Raw genomic sequence first — 16,444 nt, forward strand, 5'->3', positions numbered from 1 at the left:
GGAAATGTCGGAAAAGCGGTGGTCAAGCTATGGCCACGCTTTCGCGAGCCGACTGAAAAAACTTCGAACCCTCCGTGGCTTCAGCCAAGAAGAGCTCGCAGATCTCTCCGGAGTGTCCCGAAACACCATTTCTAATTACGAGCGCAACGAAAACAACAAGGGCAACGCCGTCGATCCGCAGCTGTCCAACATCTACAGGTTGGCCCAAGCCCTCGACGTGCCGCCCATCGCGCTCATGCCCGCCGGCTCCGTGCCCGTAGCAAAAATCTGCGTCGACGAAACCGCCGCCATTGACGTGCGGTGGCCTTCAGAAAAAGATCCATTGCTTTTCGACGCAGACCTCCGGCTCACCCGCAACCGCGAGCAGCCAGGAAACTAAAGTTTGCTCAACCAGCTTTGGACTTCATCCTCTAACTGATGAAGCAACTGAGCCGCCTCATCATGGGAGCTGGCCTGACCAACTTCCAAATAGAGCTTGGCTTTTGCTTCAGTGCCAGAGACTCGACCAATAGCGCGGATATGCACATGCCCCACCTGGCCATGCAAAGCAATGCCCTGTTTTTCAGGAAGAATATGTGGGGTAACAGACACTCCAATGAGTTCTTGCTGAGGATGCGCAATCCAGTGATCAACTAACTCGCGTGGACTGCTCGTGCGCACAGCAATTTGAGAGGACGCAAAATACCCATATCGGCGATACAACTCATTGAGTTTTTGCTGCAGGCTTGCGCCCTGAGCCTTCAGTTCGGCAGCCCACGACGCCATGAACAACGCTGTAGAGATGCCGTCCTTATCCGGCACGACATCTGGAACCGGGCAGGTGCCCACAGCTTCCTCATAAGCGAAAGCAAGCGGTCCGTCGAGACCATCGGCAGCCCTCGACAGATTTTTGAATCCCGTCAGTGTCTCGGAAAAATCCCACCCTTTATCCTCGGCGATGATACCCAGAAGCTGCGAAGACACCACCGTGGTGGCAACCACGGGACGTGGGCCTTCACCGGAATACTCCGGAACCAAACGAGTAGCCAAAAGTGTGCCCACCTCATCGCCAGAGAGCATTCGGTGGCCGCCATCAGCGGTACGAATACCCACAGCACAACGATCGGCATCAGGATCAAGCGCAAACAAAATGTCAGCGTTCTTTTCCTTTGCGCGTTCCAACAACAACTCAATCGCAGAAGGCTCTTCCGGATTGGGGAACGCCACAGTGGGGAAGGTGGGGTCAGGATACTGCTGAGCCTTCACGCCATGAGTATGGGGAAAACCAGCAAATTGGAAAGCATTGGCCATCGCGCGGCCACCCACACCATGCAGAGCGGTATACACCACGCGAAGATTGCCCCGCTCAGAATTCACCCGCAACAAATCAGCCTGATCAGGAGTCACCAACGACACCATCTCATCAACATATCGACGCAGCTGATCAGCAGTGGGGCGCACCGTCACCCGAGGAACCCGAATCGGATCTTCCACAGCATTGATATGCGCCTCAAGCTCAGGCTCCAATTCAGAATAAAGCTGGCGACCATTAGACAAAAACACCTTGTAGCCATTGTCCGCCGCACCATTATGCGAAGCCGTGATCTGAACGCCCGCATCCAACCCATGCTTGTTCACCAACCACGGAATCAACGGCGTAGGGCTAGGCGTGGGGAGCAACGTCACCTCAAAACCAGCACCCGCGAACACCTCCGCAGTGGTTGCAGCAAAAGTATGCGAACCATAGCGAGCGTCATACCCCACAACGACCCGCAACGGACCATCTTGGGGATACAACGCCCTGCCGATTCCTGTTTCATCCTCAGGAACCAAATGCGGCACTGGATTTAGTGCCGCACGTTCTGCCAACCAACTAGCAACACCTGCTGTAGTTCTGGTTACCTGCAAAACATTCATCTGATGGCGCGCCGGGCCAACTGGTGCACGCAACCCTGCTGTGCCGAAACTAAGCTGACGAGACTCGTCCATGAACACCCCGATCCTTTGTTTTCGTGGGATCACTATTAGACTCGACTCTACCGCGCTGCAGGTTTTCCTGATACGCCTGCGGACAAAACAGAAAGGTATTTCACGTGATGGAAATTGGTGTGCAGGTTGCCTCATGGATGGACCGCCACCATGACGAGGTCATAAAGTGGCGCAGGCATTTGCACAGCCATCCTGAGCTCTCCCACATGGAATACCGCACGACTGAGTATTTGGCCTCGGTTCTGAAAGATCACGGCATGGAACCACACCTGTTCCCAGGAACCGGTTTGATGGTGGATATCGGACCAGAAGGGGACTCCCGCCTGGCGTTTCGCGCTGATATCGATGCCCTTCCGCTGCTTGAATCAACCGGCTTAGAGTTCTCTTCCACAGCCACTGGCGTTGCGCATGCCTGCGGACATGACGTGCACACGGTGATCGCTTTGGCACTTGCCTGTGCACTGAACACCATCGAACTGCCCATCGGCATTCGGGTGATTTTCCAGCCGGCAGAAGAAGTCATGACTGGTGGCGCAACGGACGTCATTGCCCACGGTGGCCTTGATGGTGTGGATGCGATTTACGCCATCCACGTTGAACCCAAATTGAAGGTCGGTCGCGTCGGTGTACGCGCTGGCGCGATTACTTCTGCCTCAGATGTGATCGAAATCAGGGTCAAGGGTGAAGGAGGACATAGCGCACGTCCACACCTCTCCGCTGATGTTGTTTACGCCTTGAGCAAATTGGTCGTTGATCTTCCCGGTTTGCTGTCCAGGCGCGTCGATCCACGCACCGGCACCGTGCTCGTTTTCGGCACCATCAACGCCGGCTATGCGCCCAACGCGATCCCAGATTCCGGCATCGTGTCAGGCACCTTGCGTACAGCCGACATCTCTACCTGGCGTGACATGCGTCCGCTTGTCTCTGAGCTGGTGGAACAGGTGCTCGCACCCACCGGAGTCACCCATGAACTGATCTACAATCCGGGTGTTCCACCAGTGCTTAACGACGATGTCGCCACCGCTTTGTTGGCAAGCGCAGCACGCGACATGGACACACAATCTGTTGTCCAAGCGCCGCAGTCATCCGGTGGAGAAGACTTCTCGTGGTACCTTGAACACGTCCCAGGATCAATGGCCCGGTTGGGTTGCTGGCCGGGGCACGGACCCAAGCAAGACCTCCATCAAAGTGACCTGGTTGTGGATGAGCGAGCCATCGGAGTTGGCGTCAGGCTCTTTGGCTCCCTTGTGCAGCAGTACAGTAGCCGATCTGAAGCTTTCTTAAATTCCTAATGGGGGTAGTGTGTAGGGCTGGCTCTAAATTGCTGACACGTCACCCAGGATAATTCAGCAGTAATCATTTAGACTTGGAACCGCTTACCAGTGGTTTCAACAATGCATTCACCCAGCTCACACGTGTGGAGGTGCCTTAATGGCAAAGAGGATCGTAATTATCGGCGGTGGACCTGCAGGCTATGAAGCCGCACTCGCAGGCGCTAAATACGGTGCAGAAGTTACCGTTATTGAAGATGTCGGAGTTGGCGGATCCGCAGTCACCATGGACTGTGTACCTTCAAAGTCCTTCATCGCTGGTACCGGTATCAAAACCGACCTCCGACGTGCTGATGACATGGGACTTAACCGTGGGCTTGGAAAAGCACACCTAGAAATCGATGCACTGAACATCCGTGTGAAGGACCTTGCGAAAGCACAGTCCGAAGATATCTTGGGCCAGCTGCAGCGCTCAGATGTCCGCATGATTAACGGTGTGGGCCGCTTTGATGATTACAACACCAAGCAAACCACCCACTACATTAAAGTCACCCACAGCGATGGCTCCGAAGAAACCATTGAGTGCGATCTGGTGCTGGTTGCAACTGGTGCAACTCCCCGCATTCTTAAAGGTGCAGAGCCAGACGGCGAGCGCATCTTGACCTGGCGTCAGGTCTATGACATTGAAGAACTCCCCACCCACCTTATCGTGGTTGGTTCCGGTGTGACCGGTGCGGAATTTGTCTCTGCGTTTGCTGAACTCGGCGTCAAAGTCACCATGGTGGCATCCCGTGACCGCATTTTGCCTCACGATGACGCAGATGCCGCAGACGTGCTGGAAACCGTTCTGGCTGAGCGCGGAGTATCCCTGGAAAAGCATGCCCGCGTGGAGTCTGTCACCCGCACCGAAGACGGTGGCGTGTGTGTTCGCACTGCTGACGGACGAGAAATCTACGGTTCTCACGCGTTGATGACTGTTGGTTCCATTCCAAACACTGCAGATCTTGGCATGGAGAACATCGGTGTTGAGCTGGCACCATCCGGCCATATCAAGGTTGACCGCGTCTCCCGCACCAACATCCCCGGTGTGTACGCAGCAGGTGACTGTACTGACCTATTCCCACTGGCGTCCGTTGCAGCGATGCAGGGCCGTATCGCCATGTATCACGCACTCGGTGAAGGCGTGAGCCCCATCCGTTTGAAGACTGTTGCCACCGCAGTGTTTACCCGCCCAGAGATCGCAGCAGTAGGTATCACCCATGCACAGGTTGATTCCGGCGAAGTGTCTGCTCGTGTGATTGTGCTTCCTTTGGCTACTAACCCACGCGCCAAGATGCGTTCCCTGCGCCACGGTTTTGTGAAGCTGTTCTGCCGCCGTAACTCTGGCCTGATCATCGGTGGTGTCGTGGTGGCACCGACCGCGTCTGAGCTGATCCTACCGATCGCTGTGGCAGTGACCAACCGTCTGACAGTTGCTGATCTGGCTGATACCTTCGCGGTGTACCCATCATTGTCAGGTTCGATTACTGAAGCAGCACGTCAGCTGGTTCAACATGATGATCTAGGCTAATTTTCCGAGTCTTAGATTTTGAGAAAACCCAGGATTGCTTTGTGCACTCCTGGGTTTTCACTTTGTTAAGCAGTTTTGGGGAAAAGTGCAAAGTTTGCAAAGTTTAGAAATATTTTAAGAGGTAAGATGTCTGCAGGTGGAAGCGTTTAAATGCGTTAAACTTGGCCAAATGTGGCAACCTTTGCAAGGTGAAAAACTGGGGCGGGGTTAGATCCTGGGGGGTTTATTTCATTCACTTTGGCTTGAAGTCGTGCAGGTCAGAGGAGTGTTGCCCGAAAACATTGAGAGGAAAACAAAAACCGATGTTTGATTGGGGGAATCGGGGGTTACGATACTAGGACGAAGTGACTGCTATCACCCTTGGCGGTCTCTTGTTGAAAGGAACAATTACTCTAGTGTCGACTCACACATCTTCAACGCTTCCAGCATTCAAAAAGATCTTGGTAGCAAACCGCGGCGAAATCGCGGTCCGTGCTTTCCGTGCAGCACTCGAAACCGGTGCAGCCACGGTAGCTATTTACCCCCGTGAAGATCGGGGATCATTCCACCGCTCTTTTGCTTCTGAAGCTGTCCGCATTGGTACTGAAGGCTCACCAGTCAAGGCGTACCTGGACATCGATGAAATTATCGGTGCAGCTAAAAAAGTTAAAGCAGATGCTATTTACCCGGGATATGGCTTCCTGTCTGAAAATGCCCAGCTTGCCCGCGAGTGCGCGGAAAACGGCATTACTTTTATTGGCCCAACCCCAGAGGTTCTTGATCTCACCGGTGATAAGTCTCGTGCGGTAACCGCCGCGAAGAAGGCTGGTCTGCCAGTTTTGGCGGAATCCACCCCGAGCAAAAACATCGATGACATCGTTAAAAGCGCTGAAGGCCAGACTTACCCCATCTTTGTAAAGGCAGTTGCCGGTGGTGGCGGACGCGGTATGCGCTTTGTTTCTTCACCTGATGAGCTCCGCAAATTGGCAACAGAAGCATCTCGTGAAGCTGAAGCGGCATTCGGCGACGGTTCGGTATATGTCGAACGTGCTGTGATTAACCCCCAGCACATTGAAGTGCAGATCCTTGGCGATCGCACTGGAGAAGTTGTACACCTTTATGAACGTGACTGCTCACTGCAGCGTCGTCACCAAAAAGTTGTCGAAATTGCGCCAGCACAGCATTTGGATCCAGAACTGCGTGATCGCATTTGCGCGGATGCAGTAAAGTTCTGCCGCTCCATTGGTTACCAGGGCGCGGGAACCGTGGAATTCTTGGTCGATGAAAAGGGCAACCACGTTTTCATCGAAATGAACCCACGTATCCAGGTTGAGCACACCGTGACTGAAGAAGTCACCGAGGTGGACCTGGTGAAGGCGCAGATGCGCTTGGCTGCTGGTGCAACCTTGAAGGAATTGGGTCTGACCCAAGATAAGATCAAGACCCACGGTGCAGCACTGCAGTGCCGCATCACCACGGAAGATCCAAACAACGGCTTCCGCCCAGATACCGGAACTATCACCGCGTACCGCTCACCAGGCGGAGCTGGCGTTCGTCTTGACGGTGCAGCTCAGCTCGGTGGCGAAATCACCGCACACTTTGACTCCATGCTGGTGAAAATGACCTGCCGTGGTTCCGACTTTGAAACTGCTGTTGCTCGTGCACAGCGCGCGTTGGCTGAGTTCACCGTGTCTGGTGTTGCAACCAACATTGGCTTCTTGCGCGCGCTGCTGCGGGAAGAGGACTTCACTTCCAAGCGCATCGCCACCGGATTTATCGGCGATCACCCACACCTCCTTCAGGCTCCACCTGCGGATGATGAGCAGGGACGCATCCTGGATTACTTGGCAGATGTCACCGTGAACAAGCCTCATGGTGTGCGTCCAAAGGATGTTGCAGCACCAATCGATAAGCTGCCCAACATCAAGGATCTGCCACTGCCACGCGGTTCCCGTGACCGCCTGAAGCAGCTTGGCCCAGCCGCGTTTGCTCGTGATCTCCGTGAGCAGGACGCACTGGCAGTTACTGATACCACCTTCCGCGATGCACACCAGTCTTTGCTTGCGACCCGAGTCCGCTCATTCGCACTGAAGCCTGCGGCAGAGGCCGTCGCAAAGCTGACTCCTGAGCTTTTGTCCGTGGAGGCCTGGGGCGGCGCGACCTACGATGTGGCGATGCGTTTCCTCTTTGAGGATCCGTGGGACAGGCTCGACGAGCTGCGCGAGGCGATGCCGAATGTAAACATTCAGATGCTGCTTCGCGGCCGCAACACCGTGGGATACACCCCGTACCCAGACTCCGTCTGCCGCGCGTTTGTTAAGGAAGCTGCCACCTCCGGCGTGGACATCTTCCGCATCTTCGACGCGCTTAACGACGTCTCCCAGATGCGTCCAGCAATCGACGCAGTCCTGGAGACCAACACCGCGGTAGCCGAGGTGGCTATGGCTTATTCTGGTGATCTCTCTGATCCAAATGAAAAGCTCTACACCCTGGATTACTACCTGAAGATGGCAGAGGAGATCGTCAAGTCTGGCGCTCACATCTTGGCCATTAAGGATATGGCTGGTCTGCTTCGCCCAGCTGCGGTAACCAAGCTGGTCACCGCACTGCGCCGTGAATTCGATCTGCCAGTGCACGTGCACACCCACGACACCGCGGGTGGCCAGCTGGCTACCTACTTTGCTGCAGCTCAAGCTGGTGCAGATGCTGTTGACGGTGCTTCCGCACCACTGTCTGGCACCACCTCCCAGCCATCCCTGTCTGCCATTGTTGCTGCATTCGCGCACACCCGTCGCGATACCGGTTTGAGCCTCGAGGCTGTTTCTGACCTCGAGCCGTACTGGGAAGCAGTGCGCGGACTGTACCTGCCATTTGAGTCTGGAACCCCAGGCCCAACCGGTCGCGTCTACCGCCACGAAATCCCAGGCGGACAGCTGTCCAACCTGCGTGCACAGGCCACCGCACTGGGCCTTGCTGATCGCTTCGAGCTCATCGAAGACAACTACGCAGCCGTTAATGAGATGCTGGGACGCCCAACCAAGGTCACCCCATCCTCCAAGGTTGTTGGCGACCTCGCACTCCACCTGGTTGGTGCGGGTGTAGATCCAGCAGACTTTGCTGCAGACCCACAAAAGTACGACATCCCAGACTCTGTCATCGCGTTCCTGCGCGGCGAGCTTGGTAACCCTCCAGGTGGCTGGCCAGAACCACTGCGCACCCGCGCACTGGAAGGCCGCTCCGAAGGCAAGGCACCTCTGACGGAAGTTCCTGAGGAAGAGCAGGCGCACCTCGACGCTGATGATTCCAAGGAACGTCGCAACAGCCTCAACCGCCTGCTGTTCCCGAAGCCAACCGAAGAGTTCCTCGAGCACCGTCGCCGCTTCGGCAACACCTCTGCGCTGGATGATCGTGAATTCTTCTACGGCCTGGTCGAAGGCCGCGAGACTTTGATCCGCCTGCCAGATGTGCGCACCCCACTGCTTGTTCGCCTGGATGCGATCTCTGAGCCAGACGATAAGGGTATGCGCAATGTTGTGGCCAACGTCAACGGCCAGATCCGCCCAATGCGTGTGCGTGACCGCTCCGTTGAGTCTGTCACCGCAACCGCAGAAAAGGCAGATTCCTCCAACAAGGGCCATGTTGCTGCACCATTCGCTGGTGTTGTCACTGTGACTGTTGCTGAAGGTGATGAGGTCAAGGCTGGAGATGCAGTCGCAATCATCGAGGCTATGAAGATGGAAGCAACAATCACTGCTTCTGTTGACGGCAAAATCGATCGCGTTGTGGTTCCTGCTGCAACGAAGGTGGAAGGTGGCGACTTGATCGTCGTCGTTTCCTAAACCTTTCTGTAAAAAGCCCCGCTTCTTCCTCATGGAGGAGGCGGGGCTTTTTGGGTCAAGATGGGAGATGGGTGAGTTGGATTTGGTCTGATTCGACACTTTTAAGGACTGAGATTTGAAGATCGAGACCAAGGCTCAAAGGGAATCCATGCCGTCTTGATTTAATACTGCACCCCGCTAATGAAAATCATTACTATTAGGTGTCATGATGGACTATGCACACGATTCCTGCTCACCAACTCTGCGCCGTGACTTGGAGGTCACCGGACAAGTCCAACCTGAGAAAGCTGTGGATTTAGCAGCGTCGTACGAGGGGAAGGTTGCCGCAATAACGAAGGTGACCTCCTCAAATATGGAGCATGCCATCACGCAGGCCTCAAAAGCTAAGGAGGTGGTGGTGCTCATTGGTCACTCCCTGCTGCCCACATTTCAGGATTTGGAAAAAGACATTCTGCACTTTCAGGCAGGTAATAAAGGGCGATTTTCTGTAGCGATTGTTGATCCTGATCGCAGTGCAGATGTGGTTGCCAGATTTAGGCCAAAACAGATTCCGGTGGCATACGTGGTGAAAGATGGCGCCAGCATTGCGGAGTTCAACTCGCTCAACAAGGAGCCGGTTGCACAATGGCTTGATCATTTTGTGTCGCGGGAAACGATCTCCAATGAAAAAGAGGGGGACGTCGATAAGCAAATAGACCCGCGCCTGTGGCGGGCAGCGGAATTGGTGAACGCCGGTGATTTTCGCGCGGCGTTGGCGTTGTATGAGCAGTTGCCGCAGGATGCGACGGTGAAGCGGGCGCACGCGGCGGTGTCGGTATTGGCGCGGATGTCTGTGGTGGATCGGGGAGAGGATCCGATCGAGAAGTCGCGCCGGGATCCAGACGATGTGAACAAGGCGCTGGCGGCGGCGGATATGTATGTGTTGCTGGATCAGCCAGACACAGCGCTCGCGCACCTTGCGGCACTATTGCCAAAACCGGAGGCTGCCCGGCGGATCGTGGAATTGCTGAACTTGTTTGATCCGCTGGACCTGGTCGCATTGGAAATCAGGGCGCAGGTGGCGAATGCAATGAGCTAAGAAAACACTTTAAATATTCTAAGAAACAGTTCAAGTTTTGCTGTAGTTTAGATATGACAAGGCAATGACACAAGGAGACAAATGAAGAAGGCCATGAGAGCTGCGATCGGGCTCGCTGTTTCCACTGCCATGACATTTGGGATGGCTCCGAGCGCACACGCTTTTACCGCACTGTCGAGCAACATTTTTGCCCCACCAGCTCGCAATACTGAAAATGCGAACGGCGATGTGAGTCAGGTTGAATTAGAAGTATTTGCGCTCGTTAACCAGCATCGAATTGCCCATGGTGTAGCACCGTTGGCGATGAATGAGTCTCTTAATTCCGGCTCTAAGGGCTGGTCTTATACAATGTCGCGAACCGGAAATTTTGTTCATTCCAGTGGCGAAAACTATGGCGAGAATATTTACTGGGCTAGCAATATCCGCCCAGCTTCGCTCATTTTTGAAAGCTGGAAGAACTCACCTGGGCATAACCGGAATATGCTAGACACGCGCTACTCCCAGATTGGTGTCGGAGTTGTCTATGATAGTTCTGGCCAAACGTGGGCGACAACTCAGTTTTATTTTTAGTGCAAAAAGGGCTTCGAAAAGTAGTGTGACCAGTGCTTTTTGCGGATATGGTCGATGATTGAAGGACATTTTATAGGCTGTCGATTCGGCCCGTTGCTCAAATTTCTAAGCAAGGCAACGGAAGGAATCGAACGCGTCTGAGCTTGAGGAAGAGCCCCGGAAATTCCTTCGGGGTCACTGCCTTTACGAGCGAAGTCACTGTGGAATTCACGGACTTGAGGAACTCACAAAACCAGTGCCGCCACTTCCGCATCGGTAAGCGTCGCGCCTTGTAGCAGTGCGAGCAAGGTGGGGACGTCGATGTGGATGCCGATCAGAACCAATTCGGTGCCGGGGGTGATCTCTGAATTGGCCCAATAAGCGGCAGGGCGAATGCTTAAATTGGGGCCGGCTTGGTGCCAGACCTGGACGATGTCGAGGTGATCAGCGATCCAGCAATAGCCTTTGGAACGAACGAGTCCAGTGGTGGAACGCAGTACCTGAAGTAGGCGATCCTTGTTGAACGGCCGGTCAGAGCGGAATACCACGGAACTGATGCCGTATTCCTCGGTTTCGGGAGTATGCGGATTTTTCGAGTTCTTCCGTGTAACCCTCGTAGGCGCGGGCGGTGGCTTCGTCGTAGAGGAAAGCTCCGAGGATGTCGTCGGTGATGGGGGAGCCGTCGTTGAGGCCATCGATGAGTAAGTCAATGCGGGCGCGTGGGTTCATGCTGGCGATCAGTGCTTTGTCAGCCAGGCGGGTGCCGTCATCCCACTGCCATTCAAATGTGGCGGCTACCGGCATTGGTTCGGAGATGCCCGTGGATTCGATGACGATGTGGTCGAAGCGGTCGCTGCTGGCGAGTTCGCCGACGGAATCCACGAGGTCTTCGCGCAGGGTGCAGCAGATGCATCCGTTGGTCAGTTCCACGAAGCGGTCTTCGCCGCGGGTGAGGTGGCCTTCGGGTGCGATGAGGGCTGCGTCGATGTTGATTTCTGAAAAATCGTTGACAATGACTGCGATTTTCCGGGATCCTCGGTGGTGGAGGATCTGGTTGAGCAATGTGGTTTTTCCGGAGCCCAGAAATCCGGATAGCACGGTGACGGGGGTCGTTGTGGCCATGGGAAAGCCCTCCTCTTAGGAATCATTTTCAATAGAGTCGACGCAAGTGTACACTTCTTAATGGAAATTGTTTTCAATAAAGTCAAGTTTTTTGACCTTCGCTTTTTAGGAGCACCCCATGTCATCTCATGATCTCGTTGACGTAGTTGTCGTCGGCGCCGGCGCTGCAGGTCTCGCCGCCGCTGTCGCGCTCGGCCGCTCACTGCGCAGTGTCATCGTCATCGACGCTGGTCAACCCCGTAACCGCTATGCGCACGCTGCTCACAATGTCCTCGGCCAGGAAGGCATTGCGCCCGCCGAGCTGCTGGAAAAAGGCCGCGCCGAAGCGCGTTCCTATGGCGTCACCATTGCGCCCGGGCGCGTAGCAAAAGTTGAGCGCACCGGTTCCACCTTCGCCATAACGCTTGACGACGCCTCCCTCCTTCACTCTCGGCGCATCATTTTGGCCCACGGCGCCGTTGACGATCTGCCAGAGGTAGAAGGACTGTCAGATTTTTGGGGAACCAAAGTGTTGCACTGCGCTTACTGCCACGGCTTTGAGGCCCGCGATTCTGAAATCGTCGTGGTGGGTACCTCGCCCATGGCTGCGCACCAAGCGTTGATGTTCTCGCAGTTGTCCAAAACTGTCAGCTTGGTGGGCACGATCGACATTGATGAACAAACCAGCGAGCGCCTAGATAGTGCTGGAGTAAAAGTGTTGGGCACCAATGCGGTGCGCGTATCCGCCGAAGGTGATGGCCTGTCTGTGGAACTGTCCGAAGGCGATCATTTAAGCTGCGACAACATCGTGGTGGCATCTCGTCCACTGGTGGATGGCACGCTGTACACCCAACTTGGTGGTCAGATGGAAGAAAACCCGATGGGCAGGTTCATTCCAGGTACCCAAACCGGGCGCACTCCTATTGAAGGTGTGTGGGCTGCCGGAAACGCGCAAGCTCCCATGGCGATGGTCTATGGTTCCGCTGCTCAAGGCGTAATGGCTGGTGCAGAGATTAACTTTGATCTAATCCTGGAAGATATTTCCGTGGCAAGCGCGCAGAACTAAACTGCGTGAGGTTGTGGCCTGTCGCACATAATCGGCCTAGGGTGGGCTCTAAGAGAACAGTGCACAAATAAATCTCAAGGAGCCCCATGCGCATCCACGATGTTTATACCCACCTTTCGGCCGATAACTTTCCCAAAGCAGAGCACCTTGCGTGGAAATTCGCCGAGCTTGCCACCGACCCCGTGGAGGTGACACCGGAGGTTTCGGAGATGATCATCAACCGGATCATCGACAACGCGGCGGTGTCTGCCGCGTCGGTGTTGCGCCGGCCTGTGACTGTGGCCAGGCAACAAGCGCAGTCCCATCCGCGGGAAAAGGGTGGAAAAGTTTTTGGAATTTCAGGCAGCTACTCACCAGAGTGGGCTGCCTTTGCTAATGGTGTGGCCGTACGTGAATTGGACTTCCACGATACATTTTTAGCAGCTGAATACTCCCATCCCGGCGACAATATTCCACCACTTCTTGCGGTGGCGCAGGCTCAGAGAAGCAGCGGCAGGGATCTCATTCGGGGTATCGCCACTGCCTATGAGGTGCAGGTGGAATTGGTGAAGGGGATCTGCTTGCATGAGCACAAAATTGATCACGTAGCCCACCTTGGTCCCAGCGCTGCAGCGGGTTTGGGCACGTTGTTGCATGTAGATGAGGAAACCATCTACCAGGCGATCGGCCAGGCATTGCACACCACGACGGCTACGAGGCAGTCGCGAAAAGGTGAGATTTCCAGCTGGAAGGCGTTCGCGCCAGCGTTTGCGGGAAAGATGGCCATTGAGGCGATGGATCGTGCGATGCGTGGGGAGGGTTCGCCCGCACCGATTTGGGAGGGCGAAGACGGGGTCATCGCGTGGCTGTTATCGGGCAAAGATCATGTTTATCATGTGCCATTGCCGGAACACGGCGAGCCCAAACTGGGGATTCTAGAGACTTACACAAAGGAACATTCAGCGGAATATCAATCGCAGGCACCGATTGATCTGGCGCGCAGGATGAAGCCACTGGTTGACGCGGCTGGCGGAACGGAACACATTGCAGAGATTGTGCTGCGCACCAGTCACCATACGCATTATGTGATTGGCACTGGGGCGAACGATCCGCAGAAGATGGATCCGCAGGCCTCGCGTGAAACCCTGGATCATTCCATCATGTACATTTTCGCCGTCGCGCTTCAAGATGGCGTGTGGCACCACGAGTTTTCCTACACCCGCAAGCGTTCCACCCGCCCGGAAACTGTGGAGCTGTGGCACAAGATTCGCACCGTGGAGGATCCTGAATGGACGCGTCGATACCATTCTGATGATCCTGCAAAAAAGGCCTTTGGTGCGAAAGCAGTGATCACCATGGCTGATGGCACCGTGATTGAGGATGAATTGGCTGTCGCGGATGCCCACCCGCTGGGTGCTCGGCCGTTTGCGCGGGAGAATTACATTGAAAAATTCCGCACACTCGCGCAGGGGATTGTCATTGATTCAGAACAGGAACGCTTCTTGCATGCCGTGCAAAGCCTGCCTGACCTGGATGATCTTGATCAGCTCAACATCGAAGTCGACATAAGCAACCAGGCCGCGACGAAAGCGGGGCTGTTATGAATCTCTTTTCGAATGGTGTTGATGTGGGGAGGCGTCGACAAGCATTTAAAGCGGCACTCGCCGCACCCCACATCGCCCGGCTGCCCGGCGCATTCTCCCCTCTGGTTGCGCGCTCCATCGAAGAAGCCGGCTTCGAAGGCGTCTACGTTTCCGGCGCCGTCATAGCCGCTGACCTGGCACTACCCGATATCGGCTTGACGACGCTGACCGAAGTCGCCCACCGCGCGCGGCAAATTGCGCGCGTCACAGACCTAGGAGTGCTTGTCGACGCCGACACCGGCTTTGGCGAACCCATGTCGGCCGCACGCACCGTCGCCGAATTGGAGGATGCCGGTGTGGCCGGATGCCACCTTGAAGACCAAGTCAACCCCAAACGTTGCGGGCACTTGGACGGCAAAGAAGTCGTGGGCACAGACGTGATGGTTCGACGCATCGCAGCCGCAGTCTCGGCCCGGCGCGACCCGAACTTTGTCATCTGCGCCCGCACCGACGCCGCTGGAGTGGAAGGAATCGATGCCGTCATTGAGCGCGCGAAAGCCTACTTGGATGCGGGCGCCGACATGATTTTCACCGAAGCCCTCCACAGCGAAGCCGACTTCCGATACTTCCGGCACGCCATCCCTGATGCCTTGTTGCTGGCGAATATGACCGAATTTGGCAAAACGACGCTGCTGTCAGCCGACGTGTTGGAAGAGATTGGCTACAACGCCGTGATCTACCCCGTGACCACGCTGCGTATTGCCATGGGACAAGTAGAACAAGCACTAGCCGAAATCAAAGAACACGGTACCCAAGAAGGATGGCTGGACCGCATGCAACACCGCAGCAGATTATATGAGCTCCTGCGATACGAAGACTACAACGTCTTTGACCAGCACATTTTCACCTACAGAAAAGGAGAAAACAATGAGTGACAGCCAAGTCCGCAAAGGACTCAACGGCGTCATCTCTGACTACACAAGCATTTCCAAAGTGATGCCAGAGAGCAACTCGCTGACTTACCGTGGCTACGCCGTGGAGGATTTGGTGGAAAACTGCAGCTTTGAAGAAGTGATCTACCTCCTGTGGTTTGGGGAGCTGCCCACCACTGAACAACTCCGGACCTTCAACACGACAGGTCGAAGCTACCGCTCACTCGACGCCGGACTGATTTCCCTCATCCACTCCTTACCCAACACCTGCCACCCCATGGACGTGCTGCGCACCGCAGTGTCCTACATGGGTACCTTTGATCCCGATCCGTTTACCCGCGATGCCGATCATATCCGAAGCATTGGACACAACCTGCTTGCGCAGCTTCCCATGGTGGTTGCCATGGATATCCGCAGGCGAAGTGGGGAAGAGATCATGGCACCTGACCACAACAAAGGTATCGCTTCGAATTTCTTATCCATGGTGTTTGGCAATGATGACGGTTCTGTAGCCAACTCCGCAGATGACATCCGCGATTTTGAACGCTCCCTCATCCTCTACGCCGAGCACTCCTTCAACGCCTCCACATTCTCAGCCCGCGTGATCTCATCAACGCGATCCGATACGTATTCGGCGATCACAGGTGCGATCGGTGCTCTCAAAGGCCCACTGCACGGAGGTGCCAATGAGTTTGTCATGCACACCATGCTGGATATCGACGATCCCAACAATGCTGCCGACTGGATGGGCAAGGCGTTGGATCGTAAAGAACGCATCATGGGATTCGGGCACCGCGTGTACAAAAACGGCGACTCCAGGGTCCCCTCCATGGAGAAATCCATGCGCTCCCTTGCTGCTCGTCACCGTGGTCAAAAATGGGTGCAAATGTATGCGTCGATGCAGGAAGTCATGGAGGCTCGCACTGGCATTAAACCCAACCTCGACTTCCCGGCCGGCCCTGCCTATTACATGCTGGGATTCCCCGTCGACTTTTTCACACCACTGTTTGTGCTGGCCCGAGTGTCAGGGTGGACGGCACACATCGTGGAGCAATTTGAAAACAATGCGCTGATCCGACCATTGTCTGCCTACAACGGAGTGGAAGAAAGGGAGGTGGTGCCCATTTCGGAGAGAACCTAATCAGTGAGGCTGATTTCTAAATAGCCTTGTGCCCATCTGGTGATGGTGTCGCGGCCCTCCGCCACAGCATCGCCGATGGTTTTTGGAGCGAGCACTGGATCATTGGGCAATTGGGTGGCGGGATCACCTGCGGGCATGACCTCGAGTGTGCGCTGCTTGGGATCAAGGCGTGCCAGAGCCAGTAGTTCAACACTGGTCTGCTCGCAGATAGCCCAGGTGTATTCGGTGTCCTCGTGCCAGGCTGTGGTGGCGTCCGCGATGAACTGTGCCGCATCGGGAAGGATCAGTGAGAGCGCCGGGACATCATCAATCCGATTATCTGAGGTGAGCTTGCGGGCGTAGAAACGACCGCCGTTTAGTTCCATGGGTTCCATAGTGTTTTTTAAGT

The 16,444-nt window shown here is 55.3% G+C and carries 12 protein-coding genes and 1 pseudogene; 10 read left to right on the forward strand and 3 right to left on the reverse strand.

Going from position 1 to position 16,444, the window contains the following annotated elements; translation table 11 throughout:
- The first annotated feature begins 4 nt into the window (after window positions 1-4).
- Window positions 5-379, forward strand: a complete 375-nt coding sequence (locus tag KW808_RS03800; RefSeq protein WP_003863635.1) for a helix-turn-helix domain-containing protein — start codon at window positions 5-7, stop codon at window positions 377-379.
- On the opposite strand, the gene KW808_RS03805 is transcribed toward KW808_RS03800, so the two are convergent.
- The gene (locus KW808_RS03805; RefSeq protein WP_003863634.1) at window positions 376-1,968 is read right to left on the reverse strand and encodes a phospho-sugar mutase; all 1,593 of its coding nucleotides are present in this window, start codon (window positions 1,966-1,968) and stop codon (window positions 376-378) included. The two genes, KW808_RS03800 and KW808_RS03805, sit on opposite strands and share 4 nt — an antisense overlap.
- Before the next feature lie 107 nt (window positions 1,969-2,075).
- Here KW808_RS03805 and KW808_RS03810 point away from each other — a divergent pair, with 107 nt between their 5' ends.
- The 5 genes from KW808_RS03810 to KW808_RS03830 all read left to right on the forward strand — a co-directional run bounded on the left by KW808_RS03810 (window position 2,076) and on the right by KW808_RS03830 (window position 10,275).
- Window positions 2,076-3,260: a M20 family metallopeptidase gene (locus tag KW808_RS03810; RefSeq protein ID WP_003863633.1), complete on the forward strand. Its 1,185-nt coding sequence runs from the start codon at window positions 2,076-2,078 to the stop codon at window positions 3,258-3,260.
- A gap of 139 nt (window positions 3,261-3,399) precedes the next feature.
- Entirely contained in the window at window positions 3,400-4,809 is a 1,410-nt protein-coding gene (locus KW808_RS03815) for an NAD(P)H-quinone dehydrogenase (RefSeq protein ID WP_003858285.1), read from the forward strand.
- Between the two features lie 395 nt (window positions 4,810-5,204).
- Window positions 5,205-8,627 carry a pyruvate carboxylase gene (locus KW808_RS03820; protein WP_003863632.1) on the forward strand — a complete coding sequence of 1,141 codons (3,423 nt, stop codon included), beginning with the start codon at window positions 5,205-5,207 and terminating at the stop codon, window positions 8,625-8,627.
- 205 nt (window positions 8,628-8,832) lie between these two features.
- Window positions 8,833-9,705 (forward strand): YbbN family protein, encoded by an 873-nt coding sequence (locus KW808_RS03825; RefSeq protein ID WP_003863631.1) that lies wholly within the window; start codon window positions 8,833-8,835, stop codon window positions 9,703-9,705.
- An 81-nt stretch (window positions 9,706-9,786) separates the two neighbouring features.
- Window positions 9,787-10,275, forward strand: a complete 489-nt coding sequence (locus tag KW808_RS03830; RefSeq protein WP_003863630.1) for a CAP domain-containing protein — start codon at window positions 9,787-9,789, stop codon at window positions 10,273-10,275.
- A gap of 224 nt (window positions 10,276-10,499) precedes the next feature.
- Here KW808_RS03830 and KW808_RS03835 read toward each other — a convergent pair.
- Window positions 10,500-11,376 (reverse strand): annotated as a pseudogene (locus KW808_RS03835) (GTP-binding protein).
- Between the two features lie 118 nt (window positions 11,377-11,494).
- Between KW808_RS03835 and KW808_RS03840 the strand changes: the two are divergent.
- The 4 genes from KW808_RS03840 (at window position 11,495) to KW808_RS03855 (ending at window position 16,056) form a co-directional block, all read left to right on the forward strand.
- On the forward strand, window positions 11,495-12,421 hold the full coding sequence (locus KW808_RS03840; protein WP_003863629.1) for an NAD(P)/FAD-dependent oxidoreductase: 927 nt from the start codon (window positions 11,495-11,497) through the stop codon (window positions 12,419-12,421).
- Window positions 12,422-12,507: 86 nt separating this feature from the next.
- Window positions 12,508-14,004, forward strand: coding sequence for a 2-methylcitrate dehydratase PrpD (gene prpD / locus KW808_RS03845; RefSeq protein WP_003863628.1), 1,497 nt, complete (start codon window positions 12,508-12,510; stop codon window positions 14,002-14,004).
- The gene (gene prpB, locus KW808_RS03850) at window positions 14,001-14,918 is read left to right on the forward strand and encodes a methylisocitrate lyase (protein ID WP_003863627.1); all 918 of its coding nucleotides are present in this window, start codon (window positions 14,001-14,003) and stop codon (window positions 14,916-14,918) included. The genes prpD and prpB overlap by 4 nt, the downstream gene beginning before the upstream one ends.
- Window positions 14,911-16,056 (forward strand): bifunctional 2-methylcitrate synthase/citrate synthase, encoded by a 1,146-nt coding sequence (locus tag KW808_RS03855; RefSeq protein ID WP_003863626.1) that lies wholly within the window; start codon window positions 14,911-14,913, stop codon window positions 16,054-16,056. Before prpB ends, KW808_RS03855 begins: the two co-directional genes overlap by 8 nt.
- On the opposite strand, the gene KW808_RS03860 is transcribed toward KW808_RS03855, so the two are convergent.
- The gene (locus KW808_RS03860) at window positions 16,053-16,430 is read right to left on the reverse strand and encodes a hypothetical protein (protein WP_003863625.1); all 378 of its coding nucleotides are present in this window, start codon (window positions 16,428-16,430) and stop codon (window positions 16,053-16,055) included. The two genes, KW808_RS03855 and KW808_RS03860, sit on opposite strands and share 4 nt — an antisense overlap.
- Between the last annotated feature and the right edge of the window lie 14 nt (window positions 16,431-16,444).

This window comes from [Brevibacterium] flavum (genome assembly GCF_019317305.1).
GTDB lineage: Bacteria > Actinomycetota > Actinomycetes > Mycobacteriales > Mycobacteriaceae > Corynebacterium > Corynebacterium glutamicum.